Below are 19,430 nucleotides of genomic sequence, written 5' to 3' on the forward strand. Positions count from 1 at the left end.
TCAATCTGAGCCATGATCAAACTCTTCAATTTAAGTTTGGTTGCTTCGAAAAGCGGCTCAATGAATTGCTGAAATAAACTGTTCGACTTCTTATTACTAAGAAATCGCCTTGGTCACTTCACCAGACATTGAAAATCAAAAATTGTTTTTGATGTTCTATGCTGTGAGTGCCCACACAGATTGCTTGATTCAAATTGTTAAAGAGCGTCACGCTTGTCGCGTTGAGGAGGCGCATATTACGCTTCTCACTTCGAAAGTCAAGCGATTGTTTTCGCTTTTCTTTCGGCGCCCACTTTGCTAGGAAGCTGGCTCATCAGTTCGGCGTGTTCCGCCGTGCTGGTAGGTGCGCATTATAGGGAGCCGCGCCGGGATGACAAGGGCTTTTTGCAAAAATGCGTTCGTTTGCTGAAAAAGCGAACTGAACGCCCCAAAACAGCCCCTTGGCACCTCTTTTACGCCGCTTTTTTGCTCAACTCTTCGCTTTGTGCCCGGATATAGTTGACCCAGCTGGTTGCCTTCTGCTGCCAGTTATCCTGTTGCTGCAGCTCACGTGCCAGTTCCAGCGCCTGGGCATACTGCTCCTTATTAAGGTGTGCCTGCACCAGCAGCGCTTTGGCACGATTGCCTTGCTCGCCTTTTACCGACTTGATGGCGGCGAGCTGGGTCATGGCAGCATCAGTCTTGCCCTGTTGCAGCAGCAGTTCGGCGGCGCGCATAGCGGCTTTGGGCTGACCGTGCTGGTTGGCGAGCAGCTGCCAGCTATCGACCGCTTGTGACCACTCCCGGGCACCTTCCCACAATTGGGCAAGCAGTTGGCGGTTTTCAGCACTTTGCTTCATCTGTCCCTTGGCTATGGCCGCTTCCAGCAGACGGGCACCACGATAAGGCAGCCCTTGCCAGGCATAGAGGCGGATCAGCTGGTTGCGGGCTGACGCGTCATCCATCAGTTTTCTGTCGATGGCAGTCTGCAGCAGCGCCAACGCCTGATCCCCACGTTTGGCGGAGAGGTTGAGCGATACCGCCTGTTGCCACCATTTGCTCTCTTTGGGTTCGTGGCTGATCAACTCGGCCGCCTGATCGGCCGCCACGCCATAACGTTGCTGAGCGGTGAGGGCGGAGAGACGAATAATGGCGGCCTGCTTCTGCCAACCCTTCTTCAACAACTGTTCGCTCTGGCTGGCGGCGTCACCGTACTGCTTGTTGTGGTAATAGAGGCCGGCCAGACGCAGGCGTAGTGCATCGTCTTGCTTGAGTGCCAAAGCCGCCTTGTAGCTGGCGATGGCACCAGACCAGTTGGATTGCTGGGCCTGAATATCGCCGCGCAGTCGCAGCAGCTGGAGCTGTTGTTGCTCGGGCCACTCTTTATAGGCAAGGGCCTGTTCGACATAACGGCTCGCCTGGGCGGTCTGTTGCAGATTGGCCGCCAGCGAGGCTTGCAACTGCGCCAGCCAGGCACGCTCGGCATCGCTATTTGGCTTGAGGCCGGATGCCTTGCTCTGGGCTTGTTGCCACTGACCGGACTGATAGAGCTTCATCACGGGTTCAAGCTGACGGGAGAAGTGAGGGCTGACCTCCATCGCCAGACAGGCTTGGCCGACCAGGGCAAGCAGACAGATCCAGATCCGCAACATAGTTATGACTCCAGTTTGAATTTGAGCGTGATGACTTGCACCAGCTTGTCGGTGGCGCCCGGTCTCGGCTGATAGCGCCACTTGTTGATCGCCTGAATGGCCGCCCGCTCGAACTGACGCTTGGGTTTGGCCTCGACCACTTCCACATCCTGCACGCCACCTTCGGCATTCACGCTAAAGCGCAGGGTGACGAATCCTTCGATCCCTGACTGCTGGGCACGATAGGGGTAGACCGGCTCGATCCGTTGCAGCGGCATCAGCATGTCACCTGCGCCTATACCCGCTCCCTGCTGCTGGCCGTGGTAGTTGCCACTCAATACCGGTGCGGTACTGGTCGCCACACCGGGGGCATAGACCTGCACCGCGCTGAGGCTGGAAACCAGATCCAGACTCGGCTCAACGGCCGCCAAGGGAGCCGCGGCAGGCATCGGCAGCGGTGTCGAGGCCAATGCCGCGGGAGGCTCTGGCAGAGGTTCAGGCTCCTGCGGCACCGGACGCTCGCGCACCTGCACCTCGGTCACCTCGTTCTGCATATTGATGACGATGGGCTTCTGTTCGCTCGCCACCTTCTCGCCCCGGGGCGGTTCAACCAGCGTGGCCATAAACAGCAGGATGCCCAGACTGAGGGCAATCCCCAGCCCCAGGCTCATCAGCTTGTATTTCATTTCGGCGCCACCGCCACGGCGATATTGGCGATACCCGCCGCCTTGGCCTCATCCATCACCCGCACCACCTTGCCGTGGGGCACCCGCTCATCGGCCTGGATAACCAGGCTGGCATCGGGCTGCTCTGCCAGCAGACGGGCGATGGTGGCCTGTACCCGCTCCACATCGATCTGCTTGCGGTCGAGGAATATCTGACCCTGAGCCCCGATCGCCAGCATGATGCTGGAAGATTTCTGCGCCTTGGCCTGACTGGCCTGAGGTCTGTGTACCTCGAGCCCGGCTTCACGCACGAAGGAGGTGGTGACAATAAAGAAGATCAGCATGATGAACACGATATCCAGCATGGGGGTCATGTCGATCTGCACTTCGTCACGCTGGCGTTTGGATTGCCGTCTCATTGCATTACCTTCTCTTCTCGCAGGCCGTCCCGGGTCTTGGCCAGCGCACGCTTGGCCTGACTCTCGAGCCGACTGAGTAACAACACGCCGGAGAGCGCCACCACCATGCCTGCCATGGTGGGGATGGTGGCGCGGGAGATCCCGCCCGCCATGCTCTCCGGGTTAAAGCGGTTGGCCGCGGCCAACGCATCGAATACGCCGATCATGCCGGTCACAGTGCCCAGCAACCCCAGCATGGGGCAGAGCACCACCAGGGTGCGGATGAAGATCAGATGACGGTTCAGTTCCAGCTCTGCCTGCGCCAGCCAGCGGCTGCGGATCGCCCGGGCGTGCCAACTGTGGCGCTCGCTGCGGGCCTGCCAGCGGCCGAGCAGCTGTTGCTGCAAGGGGCCAAAACCCAGATTGAGGTAGAGCAGCCACTCGATCATCAAAATCCACATCAGCACCAGCAAGGCCAGAATGACCCAGAGCACAGGGCCGCCACGGCCCATGAAACTCTGCAGCTGTTGCCAGATGTCGAGCATCATGCTGCTCGCTCCATCCCGCCGTTATTGCTCTCGGCGCGCTCGGCCAGAATGCCGGCCACCTGCTGCTCCAGTACATTGGAAAGCTCAGTGAAGCGCGATTGCAGCAGGCTGTGGGCCAGGATCAGCGGAATAGCCGCCACCAGACCCTGTACCGTGGTGACCAGTGCCATGGAGATGCCGCCCGCCATGATCTTGGGATCGCCGGTACCAAACTGGGTGATGGCCTGGAAGGTACCGATCATCCCGGTCACGGTACCGAGCAGGCCCAACATGGGGGCGATGGCCGCGATCACCTTGACCATGCCGATGCCGCGCTCCATGCGAGGGGTCTCCTGCAGGATCGCCTCATCAAGACGCAGCTCGAGGGTCTCCATGCTCAGCTCGGGGTGTTTTTCTGCCACCGTCAGCACCCGGCCAAGGGCGTTGTCGGCGTGATACTCGCCGCTCTTGAGCTGGCGGCGCACCCGACTCAGTTCGCGGGAGAGGCTCCACAGCCGTACCGCAGCGATACCCAAACCGATGGCGGCCAGCAGCACGATAATGGCGCCGACCTGACCACCTTGTTGTACCTGCTGCCAGAAGGTGGGCGCCTGTGCCAGCATCGCCAGCAGAGTGCCATGAGAAGGATCCAGCGGCAGCGCTTCCCCTTCCTGACCCTGATAAGCCGCAACGGCAGAGAGCACGCTACCGGGCAGACCCAGTACCGGGCTCAAGCCTTCGGCTGTCGGTTGCAGGAAGCCGTCACTCCCCAGCAGGGCAAAACTGCCAACCCGGGTCAGCGACTGCTCGCTGGCAGCCCCCTGGGCATCGAGCACCTTGCCGTTGAACTGGGCAATCCGGCCAGATTCACGGATCTCCTGCAGCAGCGTGGCGGGCAGCAGGGCGAGAGCGGCACGATCCGGTACCTGTTTATCCTGTGCCATGGCTTTCAGCGGGGCGAGACGCTCCGGGTACTGGCCCTCGACGGCGGATTCGCTCAGCAGCTTGACCGCATCGCTGGCGCTCTGACGGGTGACCGCGAAGATCTCGTTCATGTCGCCGGAGGCTTGCTCCCACTGGGCGTTGAGCTCGACCAGCTGCTTCTCGTTGCTGGCGAACTTGCCGGCCAGCTCCTTGCTCAGGCGCTGGGCCTCGGCCAGTCTGGCGCGGGCAGTGCCGAGCTCCTTGGCAACGGTCGCCAGATCTTGCTGAGCCTGCTGTTCACGAGCCTGTTCCTGCTGCTGCCACTCATCGGCGACAGCGGTGTTGGTACCGCAGGAGAGGGCAATAAGGAGGGGGAACCACTTCATGGTGACTCTCATGATTGGGCCTCCTGACTGCGGCTGACAGAGAGGGGGACATTGAGCAACTGGGGAACTTTCTTGTCGGCGGCCACATCCATCGCCTCGGCGATGGGGGAGAGCCACTGGCTGTCGAGGGCTTGCCACTGCTTAGCCTCGGCAGACCAGCGCCATGCCTGACTACGATCGGCCGTCATCGCCAGCAGGGAGACCCGACCCAACGCCAGCACATCGACCCGACGCGGAGCACCATCCAGCTCCAGCTCGGCGGAATAGCTGTCCATCCGGCTGCCGTACTCGGCTTCAATCTGATAGGCCTGCAGCAGCTGACGGAATTTCTCCGCCTCGCTAACGTCTGCGCGAGCCAGGGTCGCTTTCAACTGTTCAACCCGCGCCAAACGATCTTCCTTGCGCAGCGGAATGTCGTTTTGCACCAGCTGTTCCAGATCTGCCTGCATCTGCAACATCAGCGGGATCAAGCCCTGACGGGTCTCTTGCACCGCTTCCAGCTGCTGGCTCAATTTACCCAGCTCATTTTGCTGATCGGCCACCAGAGATTGCATGTAGCGGTTGTAGGCTTCGAGGTCGCGCAGTTGCAGCTGGGCATTTTGCAGCTCCAGTCGTGCGGCAACGGCGGCATCGGCGGCTTTTTCCACCCGCTGCTGGGAGGCTTTCCCGGCAGCTATGCTGTTCTTGAGGGCGGGAGCAACCAGCTCACCCCCGATGGCAGCAAAGTGGACTGACAGTGGCAGCAGGGCCACACCCCATAATTTGTTCATTGAAATATATCTTACTAATGATAACTATTATCATTATCTCAAATGCAGGGCGGACTGGCAACGAGAGGATTTTCTTGGCCTTTATGCACAAAAACAGGATAATTTTTAAGCACGCACGGAATAAGTGGCGCCAATAGCCACCGCACAAATATAAATAACGAGAAAAAATCTTTTCGATCAGCGTGATAGAGATCGAAAAAGGAGAAAGTAATGCTCAACGATGCGATCTGGGAACATATAGACAAGTTCACCAAGGCAACAAAAACCAGCGATATCCAGCAACTGCTGGAGCGCTTCAGTCATCAAATGGGCTTCGATTACTTTCGGCTGCTGATTATTTTCCCCATCAGCATGCAAAAATCCCACGTGGCACTGTTCAACAACTGTCCGACCACCTGGTTTGACGCCTACAGCGAAAACCAGTATCTGACCCAGGATCCGGTGGTCTATCTGGGGCTGAAACAGACCCAGCCGATCTTCTGGAACAAGCTCGACTGCGATTCGCCCTGGCTGCCCAGCGCCAGCCGCGACGTGATGAACCTGGCCGCCGATTTCGGGGTACGCAATGGCGTCTCCTTTCCGCTGCACACCCCGCAGGGGGAGCACGGCATCCTCTCATTCATCACCAAGGAGAAATCCAACTCCGATCTGATGTTTGAAAATGTTCCGCTGCTGTCGTTCTGCGCCAGCTACATCTTCAACTCCGCACTGCAACTGATAAAAAGCAGACCGGATATGATGAAATACCTGACCGAACTGTCGGATCGGGAGAAGGAGTGCCTGTTCTGGGCCAGCGAGGGCAAGACCTCCTGGGAGATCGCCACCATCCTCGGCATCAGTGAGCGGACGGTCAACTTCCACCTGACCCAGGTGACCAACAAGACCGACTCAAAGAACCGCAGTCAGGCCATCGCCAAAGGGATCACCAGCGGCATCATAGTGCCCTCCCTCGACGAGGTCACCATCACCAACCTGCGGCTGTCGTAACCCCTCAGCAGCAACAAAAAGAGCCGCGATTGCGGCTCTTTTTCATTTCAGAAAGTGACTTATCAGATAGTGACTTACTCAACGGTCACCGATTTTGCCAAGTTTCGCGGCTGGTCGACGTCGGTGCCCTTGATCAGGGCAACGTGGTAGGAGAGCAGCTGCAGCGGCACGGTATAGACGATGGGGGCGATCACCTCTTCCACATGGTTGAGGTTCATGACCCGCATGGTCTCGTCGCTCTTGAAGCCGGTGTCGGCATCGGCGAACACGTAGAGGATACCGCCACGGGCGCGCACCTCTTCCACGTTGGACTTGAGCTTCTCCAGCAGATCGTTGTTCGGCGCCACCACAATGATGGGCATCTCGGCATCGATCAGCGCCAGCGGGCCGTGCTTCAGTTCGCCAGCGGCGTAAGCTTCGGCGTGGATGTAGGAGATCTCTTTGAGCTTGAGCGCCCCCTCCATGGCGATGGGGTACTGGCTGCCACGGCCGAGGAACAGGCTATGCTGCTTGTCGGCAAACTCTTCGGCCAGGGTTTCGATATCCTTGGCCAGCGCCAGACTCTCTTTAATACGCAGCGGCAGGGCTTGCAGCGCCTTGACCAGTTCGGCTTCGGCGGCGGCGCTCAGGTGGCCACGACAGTGACCGACCGAGGCCACCAGCATCAACAGGCCAGCCAGCTGGGTGGTGAACGCCTTGGTGGAGGCTACGCCGATCTCGGCACCGGCACGGGTCATAAAGGCCAGATCCGATTCACGCACCAGCGAGGAGCCCGGCACGTTGCAGATAGCCAGCGAGCTCATGTAGCCGGATTCCTTGGCCAGACGCAGTGCGGCCAGGGTATCGGCGGTCTCGCCGCTCTGGGAGAGTGTCACCAGCAGGCTGTTGGGGCGCACTACCGATTTGCGATAACGGAACTCGGAGGCGATCTCCACATCGCAGGAGACGCCAGCGATCTCTTCGAACCAGTAGCGAGCCACCATGCCGGAGTGATAGGAGGTGCCGCAGGCGACGATCTGCACGTGCTCCACCTTGTCAAAGATGGCGCGCGCGCCGTTACCGAACGATTCGACCACCACGTGATCGCTGCCCAGACGCCCTTCCAGGGTGTTGGTGATCGCTTTGGGCTGCTCGTGGATCTCCTTGAGCATGTAGTGACGGTATTCACCCTTGTCACCGGCATCGTGGGAGAGTTCGGACTCCTGCTCTTCGCGCACCACGGCGTTGCCGTTGGTATCGAAGATATGCACATCGCGACGGGTCACTTCGGCCACATCACCCTCTTCCAGGAAGATGAAACGACGGGTCACCGGCAGCAGCGCCATCTGGTCGGAGGCGATAAAGTTCTCGCCGATACCGCGGCCGATCACCAGCGGTGAACCGGAGCGGGCCACCACCACGCGGCTGTCGTCGCGGCTGTCCATCACCACGGTACCGTAGGCACCGCGCAGCTGCTTCACCGCAGTCTGCATGGCGGCCAGCAGGCTGCCGGCGCTCTTCAGCTCGTGATGGACCAAATGGGCAATCACCTCGGTATCGGTGTCGGAGCTGAACACATAACCCAGCGCCTTCAACTCTTCCCGCAGCTCTTCGTGGTTCTCGATGATGCCGTTGTGCACCACCACGATATACTCGGAGACGTGGGGGTGGGCATTGCGCTCGGAAGGCTCGCCGTGAGTGGCCCAGCGGGTATGGGCGATGCCGGTACCACCATGGACGGACTGCTCGTCGAGCGCCTTGGCCAGCTCGGCCACCTTGCCCAGACGGCGAACCCGCTGCAACGGTTGGTTGGCGCTGAACACGGCCACACCGGCAGAGTCATAACCGCGGTACTCCAGACGGCGCAGGCCCTCTACCAGAATTTCAGCCACATCACGTTGGGCGACAGCCCCGACGATGCCACACATACACTTCTCCTTGAGATGCAAATCGTAAAGTCAGTTGGATGGTTCAGAGCTCGATGTCAGCAAGTGACCGGGGCGCAGATAAGCGTCACCCCCTGGGCTTGAATCTGTTCTCTGGCCTCGCTGGCCAGCCCCTCGTCGGTCACCAGGGTATGGATGCTCGACCAGGGAAGTTCGAGATTGGGGATCTTGCGGCCGATCTTTTCCGATTCGACCATCACAATGACCTCCCGCGACACCTCGGCCATGACCCGCGACAGGCCCACCAGCTCGTTGAAGGTGGTGGTGCCACGCTCCGGGTCGATGCCGTCGGCACCGATAAAGAGCTGGTCGAAATCGTAGGAGCGCAGCACCTGTTCCGCCACCTGCCCCTGAAAGGATTCGGAGTGAGGGTCCCAAGTGCCACCGGTCATTAACAGGGTAGGCTCATTTTCCAGCTCGCGCAGGGCTCCGGCCACATTGAGGGAGTTGGTCATCACGATGAGGCCGCGCTTGTTGCCCAGCATGGGGATCATGGCGCTGGTGGTGCTGCCGCTGTCGATGATGACGCGGTTGTGATCACGCAGCCGCTCGGCCGCCGCACGGGCAATGGCTAACTTTCGGTTCGAAACTTGTTCAGGATTGGCCTCGACCACCATCTCGCTCGGCAAGGGGACGGCGCCACCGTAACGACGCAGCAGCAGACCGCCGGTCTCCAGTACGGCCAGATCTTTACGGATGGTCACTTCGGAGGTAGAAAAGTGTTTGGCGAGGGCGTCGACACTCACTTCACCCTGCTCTTGTACCAGGGTCACTATGGTGTGGCGGCGTTGTTGAGTATTACGTTTGGTCATTTTTAAGTTTCGATTCGAAAGAACATCGAAATATTAGCCCCTTTTTCGGAAAAATAAAACAGCAAATAGGATCCGATTTGGTTCGATGCCAGAATGGGGTGCCAATTTGCGACGAGGATGCCATGCAAAAGAGAGTCATATGGCTGGTGGAGGATGAGGCCAGCATCGCCGACACCCTGATTTACGCCCTGCAGACCGACGGGTTCGAGGTGGAGTGGTTCATGCTGGGCCAACAGTTGCTGACACGACTGAAACAGACGCGACCCGACTTCCTGATCCTCGATGTGGGGCTGCCCGACATCAGCGGCTTCGAACTCTGCAAGCAGGTAAGGGCGCTGACCGATATTCCCCTGATGTTCCTCACCGCCCGCAGCGAGGAGATAGACCGGCTGATCGGGCTGGAGATCGGTGCCGACGACTATGTGGCCAAACCCTTCTCGCCACGGGAAGTGTGTGCCCGGGTGCGGGTCATCCTGCGCCGCAGCCAACCCGTCGCCCCCCAGTCCAGCGCCCTGCTGGTGCTGGATGAGGAGCGTGCCCGCATTCACTTTCGCGGTCAGCCGCTGGCCCTCACCCGTTACGAATATCTGCTGCTCAAGACCCTGATGCTGGCGCCGGGGCGGGTCTACTCCCGCCAGCAGCTGATGGATCTGGTGTGGCAGGATGCGGAGGAGAGTCTGGATCGCACCGTCGATACCCACATCAAGACCATCCGCGCCAAGCTGCGCGAACATGATCCCGAGGCCAACCTGATCCTCACCCATCGCGGACTGGGCTACAGCCTGGAGCTGGCATGAGACTCGGGCTGCAACTACTGTTCGGCCTGCTGCTGATCTTCGCGCTGGCCGCTTGGTTCGTGCTGGAGATCTTCGTCGAGGAGATCAAACCGGGGGTGCGCAGCGCCACCGAGGATACCCTGGTGGACATGACCCAGCTGCTGGCGCCGCTGGCGCTCGATGATCTGCAAGAGGACAATATGATGAACGGGCGACTGGCCAGCGCCTTCGCCCGCCTCAACCAGAATCCCATCAATGCGATGATCGACGGCCATCTCAAGCAGCAGGCGGAGTACCGCATCTATGTGACAGACCGGCAAGGCATGGTGATTTACGACTCCGACGGCACGGATCTGGGCAAGGACTATTCGCGCTGGAACGATGTCTACCGCACCCTGCGCGGCCAGTATGGCGCCCGCAGCACCCGCACCGATCCCGATGATGCCACCAGCTCGACCATGTATGTGGCGGCTCCGCTGCGGGAAGGGGCCGAGATCATCGGCTCCCTCACCGTCGCCAAACCCAATCGCACCCTGATGCCCGCCATCGAGCGGGGGGAACAGGAGCTGCTGCGGGCCGGCGGCCAGATGCTGCTCATCTCGCTGCTGATCGGCAGCCTGCTGGTGTGGTGGCTTAACCGCGCCATCGGCAAGCTGGTGCACTACGCCGACTCGGTCAGCAAGGGGGAGGCGGCACCGCTGCCGCAGTTGCACACCGTCGAGCTGGATCGGCTCGGCCGCTCGCTGGAGACCATGCGCCACCAGCTCGATGGCAAAAGCTACATCGAAGCCTATGTGCACAGCCTGACCCACGAGCTGAAGAGCCCGCTGGCCGCTATTCGCGGGGCAGGGGAGATTTTGGCCGAAACGCCGCCCCCCGAAGTTGCCAAACGCTTTATCGGCAACATCAATCAGGAGAGTGCCCGCATGCAGCAGCTGATCGAGCGAATGCTGCAACTGGCGCGGCTGGAGTCGGGGCAGGGGCTGGATCGCCAATCGGTGGAGCCAGCGAAACTGGGCAAGCGCACCCTCGACGCCCGCCAGATCATCGCCCAGCGCCGTCAGGTCGAGTTGGTGGCCGAGCTGGCCAGCGCGCCGAAACAGAAGTGGGATCCGCTGCTGGTGGAGCAGGCCATCGGCAACCTGCTGGACAACGCCATCGACTTCTCTCCCGCCAACGGGCAGGTCACCCTGAGCGGCAGCCAGCAGGAGGAGGGCTACTGTTTTCGGGTCACCGACAGCGGCCCCGGCATTCCCGACTACGCCCTGCCGCGCATCTTCGAGCGCTTCTACTCCTTGCCGCGCCCGGACAAGGGCAAGAGCAGCGGTCTGGGGCTCAGCTTCGCCCATGAGGTGGCCCACCAGCATGGCGGCCGTCTGACCCTGAGCAACCGGCCGGAAGGGGGCGCGCTGGCGGAACTCTGGCTGCCGTTCGCCTAGCCCCCCCGCAACTTCACATTCCCCACACAAAGCGGCATTAGACTGCCGCTTTCTCTCATCCATTTGCTCAAGGAAATGCTATGTCCCGCCTGCTTCTCTCCAGCCTGCTGGCTGCCGGTCTGCTCGCAGCCCTGCCTGCCTCCGCCGCCAGCGGCTGTTTTCTCTATGCTGACGGCAACGGCCAGACCCTCTCCAGTGAAGGGGACTGCTCCAGCCAGCTGCCGCCCGCGTCCACCTTCAAGATCCCGTTGGCGCTGATGGGTTACGACAGTGGCTATCTGGTGGATGAAGAGCATCCGGCACTGCCCTACAAGCCGAACTACGATGGCTGGCTGCCCGCCTGGCGCGAAACCACTACCCCACGCCGCTGGGAAACCTACTCGGTCGTCTGGTTCTCCCAGCAGATCACCGAATGGCTGGGGATGGAGCGCTTCCAGCAATATGTCGACCGCTTCGACTACGGCAATCGGGATCTCTCCGGCAATCCGGGCAAACATGACGGCCTGACCCAGGCCTGGCTCAGCTCCAGCCTCGCCATCAGTCCGGAGGAACAGGCCCGCTTCCTCGGCAAGATGCTCAGCGGCAAGCTTCCGGTCTCGGCGCAGACCCTGCAGTACACCGCCAATATCCTCAAGGTGAGCGAGATCGACGGCTGGCAGATCCACGGCAAGACCGGCATGGGCTACCCGAAGAAGCTGGATGGCAGCCTCAACCGCGATCAGCAGATCGGCTGGTTCGTCGGCTGGGCCAGCAAACTGGGCAAGCAGCTCATTTTCGTTCATACCGTGGTGCAGAAACCGGGCAAGCAATTCGCCTCTATCAAGGCGAAAGAAGAGGTGCTGGCCGCATTGCCCGGGAAGCTGAAGACCCTGTAATTCCTCCAGAAACCGGCTCAATGCCGGTTTTTTTATCCCCCTTCACCACCACTTCACACAAGCCCATCACCACTTCACGCCGGACTGACAGACTCACTCCATCCAACAAGGAGACGTGTCATGGTCAAACAGATATTCACCCACAAGATATTTCTGCTGCTGTTGCTCAGCCTGCTGTTGATGGTGCCGGTGCAATCCATCATGGAGCTCAACCGGGAGCGTCAGGCTTACCGCAGTCAGGCCATTCACAGCATCATGGCCAGCAGCAGCGGCCCGCAACGGCTGATGGGGCCCATTATCGTGCAGCCCTATACCCGTTCGGTGACGGTCGAGCAGGAGGGCAAGCGCTTCGTCCGTCAGGAGCAGATCTACCGCTACCTGCTGCCGGAGCAGTTGGATATCAAGGCCAACATGGAGGTCACCCCGCGCAAGCTGGGCATCTATCAGGCGCAGGTCTATCAGACCCGGCTCTCCCTCTCGGGCCGCCTGCCAACCCGGCAGAGTCTGCTGAATGACGCGACCTCACCGCTCGGTGAAACGGCCGAGCTGGTGGCGGGCAAACCCTACCTGAGCCTGCTGCTCTCCGATGCCCGCGGTATCAACAGCGTCCCCGAACTGCAACTCGGCACACAGCGGATCCCGTTTGCCCCCGGCGCCCGCCTCGGTGACGCGCTCGCGGGTATCCATGCCCCACTCGACAGCCTGCCGCAGCAGGATGGCACCTTCCATCTGGAGCTCAATCTACAGGGGATGAACGCCCTCGACATAGTCCCGCTGGGCAAGGAGAGCACCCTGCAACTGGCGGGCAACTGGCCCCACCCCAACTTTATCGGTGACTTTCTGCCGGGCAGTCGCACCCTGAGCTCGCAAGGGTTTGAGGCCAACTGGCAAACCAGCTGGTTCGCCAGCGACATGGAGACCCGCTTCAACCGGATGATGAACGGGGGCGATAGCCATCTCTCCACCTTCAGCGTCAGTCTGGTGCAGCCGGTGGATCACTATCAACTCAATGAGAGGGCGGCCAAATATGCCCTGCTGTTTATCGGCCTCACCTTTATCAGCTTCTTCATGTTCGAGCTGCTCAAGGGGCTGCGGGTTCACCCGATCCAGTACGCGCTGGTGGGCATGGGGCTGGCCATCTTCTATCTGGTGCTGCTGGCGCTGACCGAACACCTCGGTTTTGGCTGGGCCTATCTGGTGGCCGCACTGGCCAGCGTGCTGCTCAACGGCTTCTACCTCAGTCATGTGCTGGGTGGCCCGAAACAGGGGATCGGTTTCGCGGCACTGCTCGGGCTGGTCTATGCCATCCTCTACAGCCTGCTGCAGGCCGAAGAGATTGCTCTGCTGCTCGGGGCCCTGCTCTTGTTCGCCACCCTGGCGCTGATCATGCTGCTGACCCGCAAGCTCGACTGGTATCAGGTGATGGACTATAGCGCCCCCGCCACCACATGGGCGACCCCCCAGTCATCGACCAGTGGCACCAGCCATAAGGCATAAGCCAAAAAAACCGGCGCCATCAGGCGCCGGTTCTATTTTATTGATCGGGCATCACTTCTTCTTGACCGGACGAGCCCAGTTCTTGATGTGGCGCTGGGGCACCCGGGTGATCACCAGCTCGTTCTCGGCCACATCCTTGGTGATGGTGGAACCTGCCCCCAGGGTTGCCCCCTTGCCGATGCGCACCGGCGCCACCAGCTGGGTATCGGAACCGACGAACACATCATCCTCGATGATGGTCTGGAATTTGTTGACCCCGTCGTAATTGCAGGTGATGGTACCGGCACCGATATTCACTTTGGCACCCACCTCGGCATCTCCCAAATAGGTGAGGTGACCACACTTGGAACCAACCCCCAGACGGGCCTTCTTCATCTCGACGAAGTTGCCAACGTGGGCATCCTGCTCCAGCACGGCCCCCGGGCGCAGACGGGCAAAAGGGCCGACCGAACACTGATCCGCCACCTGAGCCCCTTCAACGATGGAGTAGGGCTTCACTTCGGTGTGATCGCCAATGACGCAATCCTTCAGCACGCTGCCGGCACCGATACGAACATGGTTGCCGAGGGTTACCTTGCCTTCGATGATGACGTTGACGTCGATCACCACCTCTTCACCGATCTCGAGGGTTCCGCGCAGATCGAAGCGGGCCGGGTCGATCAGGGTAGCACCGGCGATCATCAGCTTCTCGGCCTGCATCTGCTGGTAGCTGCGCTCAAGGGCAGCCAGCTGCACCCGGTTGTTGGCCCCTTCCACCTCGGCGGCACGCTCCGGATGGACCGCCGCGATCGGACAGCCATCGCCGTGCGCCATGGCGATCACGTCGGTCAGGTAGAATTCGCCCTGGGCATTCTTGTTGTCCAGACGGGATAGCCAGCTGCGCAGCTGACCGCCGTTGGCCACCAGCACGCCGGTGTTCACCTCGCGGATCGCCAGCTGTTCGGCATTGGCATCCTTCTGTTCGACGATGCCGACTACCTGACCATTTTCACGGACGATACGGCCATAGCCGGTAGGATTGTCCAGTACCACGGTCAGCAGTGCCATCCCGTTTTCAGCCTTGGCAGCCAGCAGTCGCTGCAGGGTCTCGGGCTGGATCAGCGGGGTATCGCCGTAGAGCACCAGCACATCGTCTTCATCCTTCCAGAACGGGATGGCCTGGGCGACCGCATGACCTGTCCCCAACTGCTGGGCTTGCAGCACCCAGTTCACATCGGCCGCCACGATCCGCTCTTTCAGCAGCTCGGCACCGTGGCCATAAACCAGATGCAACTGCTCGGCACCGACCTGACGGGCGGTATCGATCACATGGGAGACCATGGGTTTGTTGGCTACCGGGTGCAGTACCTTGGGCAGGGAAGAGCGCATACGGGTACCTTTACCCGCAGCCAGGATCACGACGTTGAGAGACATGACTTCGACCTTGAACTTGTGTGGAAATACTCGGCGGAGTCTATCCAACGGGTAAAAAAAAAGCGACCCGAAGGTCGCTTTTTACATCACCGTTATTAGCGGTAATTCTTTTTGACGATATCGATGACTCGCAGTTGAGCCATCGCCTTGGCCAGCTCGGTGGCGGCCTGGGCGTAGTCGATATCACCATGGGAGCTGTGGATCCGCTCTTCGGCTGCACGCTTGGCTTCCTGGGCTTTCGCCTCATCCAAGTCGTCAGCACGAATCGCGGTGTCCGCCAGCACGGTCACGGATTCAGGTTGTACTTCCAGCATACCGCCGGAGATGTACAGCACCTCTTCAGTTCCGTTCTGCTTCACCAAGCGGACCAGGCCCGGCTTGATGGCAGTCAGCAACGGAGCATGACCGTGGCGGAGACCCAACTCACCTTCGGAGCCTGATACCTGAGCGGATTGCACGCGACCGGAAAACAGTTTTCCTTCGGCGCTCACCACATCCAGGTGAAAGGAGATCATCTCTGCCATGGGCCCTCCTGTCGAGGCTTACAGTTTCTTGGATTTCTCGACGACTTCGTCGATACCGCCAACCATGTAGAACGCCTGCTCGGGCAGATCGTCATACTCGCCTTTCAGGATGCCCTGGAAACCACGGATGGTCTCTTTCAGCGGCACGTATTTACCCGGAGAACCGGTAAACACTTCTGCTACGAAGAACGGCTGGGACAGGAAACGCTCGATCTTACGGGCACGGGCTACGGTCAGTTTGTCTTCTTCTGACAGTTCATCCATACCCAGGATGGCGATGATGTCCTTCAGCTCTTTGTAGCGCTGCAGTACGGTCTGAACGCCACGAGCGGTCTCGTAGTGCTCTTTGCCAACCACCAGCGGATCCAGCTGACGAGAGGTAGAGTCCAGCGGGTCAACGGCCGGGTAGATACCCAGTGCCGCGATTTGACGGGACAGTACGACGGTCGCATCCAGGTGGGCGAAGGTGGTCGCCGGAGACGGGTCAGTCAAGTCATCCGCAGGCACGTAAACGGCCTGTACGGAGGTGATGGAACCAGTCTTGGTGGAGGTGATACGTTCTTGCAGAACACCCATCTCCTCGGCCAGGGTCGGCTGGTAACCAACTGCGGAAGGCATACGGCCCAGCAGTGCGGATACTTCAGTACCGGCCAGGGTGTAACGGTAGATGTTGTCCACGAAGAACAGCACGTCACGACCCTCGTCACGGAACTTCTCAGCCATGGTCAGGCCGGTCAGCGCAACGCGCAGACGGTTTCCGGGCGGCTCATTCATCTGACCGTAAACCAGAGATACTTTGTCCAGTACGTTGGACTCCATCATCTCGTGGTAGAAGTCGTTACCCTCACGGGTACGCTCACCAACACCGGCGAACACAGAGTAACCACTGTGTTCGATCGCGATGTTACGGATCAGCTCCATCATGTTTACGGTTTTGCCTACACCGGCACCACCGAACAGACCAACTTTACCGCCCTTGGCGAACGGGCATACCAGGTCGATAACCTTGATGCCTGTTTCCAGCAGATCGTTGCTGTTGGACTGATCTTCGTAGCTGGGGGCAGCGCGGTGGATAGACCAGCACTCTTCTTCACCGATCGGACCTTTTTCGTCGATTGGCTCACCCAGTACGTTCATGATCCGACCCAGAGTCGCAGTACCGACCGGAACCTGGATGGATTTACCGCTATTCACTACTTCCAACCCACGACGCAGACCGTCGGAGGAGCCCATGGTGATGCAACGAACGACGCCGCCACCGATCTGTTGCTGAACTTCCAGCACCAGACCCTGGCCTTGACCTTCGCTAACGACCTTCAGTGCATCGTACACCTGGGGCACGGCATTCTGCGGGAACTCGATGTCCACCACAGCGCCGATGATTTGGACGATGAAACCGTTACTCATGTCAAATCCTCTAAACCTTTGATAACCCTTGCCTTACACCGCAGCAGCACCGGATACGATCTCTGTCAGCTCCTGGGTAATACTGGCCTGACGGGCCTTGTTGTATACCAGTTGCAGATCGTTAATCAGGTTACCGGCGTTGTCAGTCGCGGCTTGCATGGCAACCATTCGGGCTGCCTGTTCACTTGCCAAGTTTTCCACTACACCCTGGTAAACCTGAGATTCAACATAGCGAACCAGCAGGGTATCCAGCAGCTTCTTGGGATCCGGCTCATAGAGGTAATCCCAGTGGTGTTTCTTGGCGAGCTTGCTGTCTTCAGTTACGGGCAAAGGCAGCAGTTGATCGACCCGTGGTTGCTGCACCATGGTGTTGACGAACTTGTTGTACACCAGATACAGCTTGTCAATCTCACCGTTGTCGTAAGCCTTCAGCATGACCTTGACTGAACCAATCAGGTCATTGACGCTCGGACTATCGCCCAGTCCTGCGACATGAGCTTTAACCTTGGCGCCGTGCCGTTCAAAGAAGTTGGAGGCCTTGTTACCGATCAGTGCCAGGTCAACCTTGGCACCTTTCGCGCTCCATTGCTTCATATCATTGAGGGCAGCCTTGAACAGGTTGATGTTCAGACCACCACACAGGCCACGGTCGGTGGAGACGACGATGTAACCCACTCGCTTGACCTCACGTTCGATGAGGTAGGGGTGCTTGTATTCCAAGTTCCCCTGAGCGATATGGCCGATCACCTTGCGCATGGTTTCAGCGTACGGACGGCTGGCAGACATGCGTTCCTGCGCACGGCGCATTTTGCTTGCTGCCACCATTTCCATAGCGCCGGTGATCTTCTGAGTGTTTTTCACACTCCCGATCTTGTTACGTATCTCTTTTGCGCCGGCCATCTCTTACTCTCCATCAAGTGGCAGCTCACGCTGCCACACACGCTTACCAGGTCTGGGTTGCTTTGAAGCTATCCAGCAACGCAGTCAGCTTGCCAACGATCGCGTCGTTGTAGTCGGCTTTGGCATTGATTTCAGCCATCAGCTCGGCATGCTGGGTATTGGCGTAAGAGAGCAGAGCGGCTTCGAAGTCGACGATCTTGTTCAGCTCGACATCGGAGAGATAGCCTTTCTCGGCAGCGAACAGCACCAGAGACTGGTGAGCCACGCTCAGCGGAGAGTACTGCTTCTGCTTCATCAGCTCGGTCACTTTCACACCGTGATCCAGCTGCTTGCGAGTCGCCTCGTCCAGATCGGAAGAGAACTGGGCGAATGCAGCCAGTTCGCGATACTGGGCCAGCGCGGTACGGATACCACCGGACAGCTTCTTGACGATCTTGGTCTGAGCAGCACCACCTACACGGGATACGGAGATACCCGGGTCAACCGCCGGACGAATACCGGAGTTGAACAGCTGTGAAGTCAGGAAGATCTGACCATCGGTGATGGAGATCACGTTGGTCGGAACGAACGCAGATACGTCACCCGCCTGGGTTTCGATGATCGGCAGCGCGGTCAGAGAGCCGGTCTTGCCTTTCACTTCACCCTTGGTGAACTTCTCTACGTACTCGGCGTTAACGCGAGCAGCACGCTCCAGCAGACGGGAGTGCAGATAGAAAACGTCACCCGGGTAAGCTTCACGTCCTGGCGGACGGCGCAGCAGCAGGGAGATCTGGCGATAAGCTACGGCCTGCTTGGACAGGTCATCATAGATGATCAGCGCGTCTTCACCGCGGTCACGGAAGTACTCACCCATGGAGCAACCGGCATACGGAGCCAGGTACTGCAGGGCAGCCGCTTCGGAGGCAGAGGCAACCACCACGATGGTGTTGGCCAGAGCTCCGTGCTCTTCCAGCTTGCGCACTACGTTGGCGATGGTGGAGGCCTTCTGGCCAATCGCAACGTAAACACACTTAATGCCGGAATCTTTCTGGTTGATGATGGTGTCGATCGCGATGGCGGTCTTACCAACCTGACGGTCACCGATGATCAGCTCACGCTGGCCACGACCGATTGGGATCATGGCATCGATGGCTTTCAGACCGGTCTGGACCGGCTGGTCAACAGACTTACGCTCGATAACGCCCGGTGCGATCACTTCGATCGGCGAGAAGCCGTCGTTGTCGATCGGACCTTTACCGTCGATCGGCTGACCCAGGGTGTTCAACACCCGGCCCAACAGACCACGACCTACCGGCACTTCCAGAATGCGGCCAGTACCTTTTACTTTCATTCCTTCTGACAGACCGTCATAGGAACCCATAATCACCGCACCGACGGAGTCACGCTCCAGGTTCAATGCCAGAGCGTAGCGGTTGCCCGGCAGCTCGATCATCTCACCCTGCATGGCATCAGCCAGGCCGTGAATACGAATGATACCGTCGCTCACAGAGACGATAGTACCTTCGTTACGCGCTTCGCTCTTTACATCAAACTGCGCAATGCGCTGCTTGATCAGCTCGGCGATTTCAGTGGAATTCAGTTGCATGCTCTAATAC

At 59.4% G+C, this 19,430-nt stretch carries 18 protein-coding genes; 5 read left to right on the top strand and 13 right to left on the bottom strand.

Going from position 1 to position 19,430, the window contains the following annotated elements; translation table 11 throughout:
• Positions 1–452: 452 nt before the first annotated feature.
• The 6 genes from AB5Y84_RS01845 to AB5Y84_RS01870 are packed head-to-tail and all read right to left on the bottom strand — an operon-like array spanning position 453 to position 5,280.
• Positions 453–1,631: a hypothetical protein gene (locus tag AB5Y84_RS01845; RefSeq protein WP_368176257.1), complete on the bottom strand. Its 1,179-nt coding sequence runs from the start codon at positions 1,629–1,631 to the stop codon at positions 453–455.
• Positions 1,632–1,633: 2 nt separating this feature from the next.
• Complete coding sequence (locus AB5Y84_RS01850) at positions 1,634–2,296, bottom strand: energy transducer TonB (RefSeq protein WP_005339371.1); 663 nt, start codon at positions 2,294–2,296, stop codon at positions 1,634–1,636.
• Positions 2,293–2,694: a biopolymer transporter ExbD gene (locus AB5Y84_RS01855; protein WP_005339369.1), complete on the bottom strand. Its 402-nt coding sequence runs from the start codon at positions 2,692–2,694 to the stop codon at positions 2,293–2,295. The genes AB5Y84_RS01850 and AB5Y84_RS01855 overlap by 4 nt, the downstream gene beginning before the upstream one ends.
• Positions 2,691–3,221: a MotA/TolQ/ExbB proton channel family protein gene (locus tag AB5Y84_RS01860; RefSeq protein ID WP_368176258.1), complete on the bottom strand. Its 531-nt coding sequence runs from the start codon at positions 3,219–3,221 to the stop codon at positions 2,691–2,693. The genes AB5Y84_RS01855 and AB5Y84_RS01860 overlap by 4 nt, the downstream gene beginning before the upstream one ends.
• Complete coding sequence (locus AB5Y84_RS01865; protein WP_368176259.1) at positions 3,218–4,522, bottom strand: MotA/TolQ/ExbB proton channel family protein; 1,305 nt, start codon at positions 4,520–4,522, stop codon at positions 3,218–3,220. The genes AB5Y84_RS01860 and AB5Y84_RS01865 overlap by 4 nt, the downstream gene beginning before the upstream one ends.
• Positions 4,519–5,280 (bottom strand): DUF3450 domain-containing protein, encoded by a 762-nt coding sequence (locus AB5Y84_RS01870; RefSeq protein WP_180349318.1) that lies wholly within the window; start codon positions 5,278–5,280, stop codon positions 4,519–4,521. Before AB5Y84_RS01870 ends, AB5Y84_RS01865 begins: the two co-directional genes overlap by 4 nt.
• 210 nt (positions 5,281–5,490) lie before the next feature.
• Between AB5Y84_RS01870 and AB5Y84_RS01875 the strand changes: the two genes are divergently transcribed.
• Entirely contained in the window at positions 5,491–6,267 is a 777-nt protein-coding gene (locus tag AB5Y84_RS01875; protein ID WP_005357256.1) for a LuxR family transcriptional regulator, read from the top strand.
• 74 nt (positions 6,268–6,341) lie between these two features.
• Here AB5Y84_RS01875 and glmS read toward each other — a convergent pair whose 3' ends face one another.
• Together glmS and AB5Y84_RS01885 are read right to left on the bottom strand one after the other, a co-directional pair.
• Positions 6,342–8,174 (bottom strand): glutamine--fructose-6-phosphate transaminase (isomerizing), encoded by a 1,833-nt coding sequence (glmS, locus tag AB5Y84_RS01880; RefSeq protein WP_368176260.1) that lies wholly within the window; start codon positions 8,172–8,174, stop codon positions 6,342–6,344.
• Positions 8,175–8,230: 56 nt separating this feature from the next.
• Positions 8,231–9,004, bottom strand: a complete 774-nt coding sequence (locus AB5Y84_RS01885) for a DeoR/GlpR family DNA-binding transcription regulator (RefSeq protein ID WP_005339356.1) — start codon at positions 9,002–9,004, stop codon at positions 8,231–8,233.
• A 122-nt stretch (positions 9,005–9,126) separates the two neighbouring features.
• Between AB5Y84_RS01885 and blrA the strand changes: the two genes are divergently transcribed.
• The 4 genes from blrA to creD all read left to right on the top strand — a co-directional run bounded on the left by blrA (position 9,127) and on the right by creD (position 13,591).
• The gene (gene blrA / locus AB5Y84_RS01890; RefSeq protein ID WP_368176261.1) at positions 9,127–9,801 is read left to right on the top strand and encodes a beta-lactam response regulator transcription factor BlrA; all 675 of its coding nucleotides are present in this window, start codon (positions 9,127–9,129) and stop codon (positions 9,799–9,801) included.
• The gene (gene blrB, locus AB5Y84_RS01895; RefSeq protein ID WP_368176262.1) at positions 9,798–11,219 is read left to right on the top strand and encodes a beta-lactam sensor histidine kinase BlrB; all 1,422 of its coding nucleotides are present in this window, start codon (positions 9,798–9,800) and stop codon (positions 11,217–11,219) included. The genes blrA and blrB overlap by 4 nt, the downstream gene beginning before the upstream one ends.
• Positions 11,220–11,299: 80 nt before the next feature.
• Positions 11,300–12,094 (top strand): OXA-12 family class D beta-lactamase, encoded by a 795-nt coding sequence (blaOXA, locus tag AB5Y84_RS01900; RefSeq protein WP_368176263.1) that lies wholly within the window; start codon positions 11,300–11,302, stop codon positions 12,092–12,094.
• A gap of 120 nt (positions 12,095–12,214) precedes the next feature.
• A complete protein-coding gene (gene creD / locus AB5Y84_RS01905) occupies positions 12,215–13,591 on the top strand; it encodes a cell envelope integrity protein CreD (RefSeq protein ID WP_368176264.1) in 1,377 nt (458 codons plus the stop codon).
• Positions 13,592–13,642: 51 nt separating this feature from the next.
• Here the strand turns inward: creD and glmU are convergent, their stop codons facing one another.
• The 5 genes from glmU to atpA all read right to left on the bottom strand — a co-directional run bounded on the left by glmU (position 13,643) and on the right by atpA (position 19,420).
• A complete protein-coding gene (gene glmU / locus AB5Y84_RS01910; RefSeq protein ID WP_368176265.1) occupies positions 13,643–15,004 on the bottom strand; it encodes a bifunctional UDP-N-acetylglucosamine diphosphorylase/glucosamine-1-phosphate N-acetyltransferase GlmU in 1,362 nt (453 codons plus the stop codon).
• 95 nt (positions 15,005–15,099) lie between these two features.
• A complete protein-coding gene (locus AB5Y84_RS01915) occupies positions 15,100–15,528 on the bottom strand; it encodes a F0F1 ATP synthase subunit epsilon (protein WP_005339345.1) in 429 nt (142 codons plus the stop codon).
• Positions 15,529–15,546: 18 nt separating this feature from the next.
• Entirely contained in the window at positions 15,547–16,935 is a 1,389-nt protein-coding gene (gene atpD / locus AB5Y84_RS01920) for a F0F1 ATP synthase subunit beta (RefSeq protein ID WP_005339344.1), read from the bottom strand.
• Between the two features lie 33 nt (positions 16,936–16,968).
• Entirely contained in the window at positions 16,969–17,835 is an 867-nt protein-coding gene (atpG, locus tag AB5Y84_RS01925; protein ID WP_005339343.1) for a F0F1 ATP synthase subunit gamma, read from the bottom strand.
• 43 nt (positions 17,836–17,878) lie between these two features.
• Positions 17,879–19,420, bottom strand: a complete 1,542-nt coding sequence (gene atpA, locus AB5Y84_RS01930; RefSeq protein ID WP_005339342.1) for a F0F1 ATP synthase subunit alpha — start codon at positions 19,418–19,420, stop codon at positions 17,879–17,881.
• Between the last annotated feature and the right edge of the window lie 10 nt (positions 19,421–19,430).

Origin of the sequence: Aeromonas sp. s11, assembly GCF_040907945.1 — a bacterium.
GTDB classification, from domain to species: Bacteria; Pseudomonadota; Gammaproteobacteria; order Enterobacterales; family Aeromonadaceae; genus Aeromonas; species Aeromonas veronii.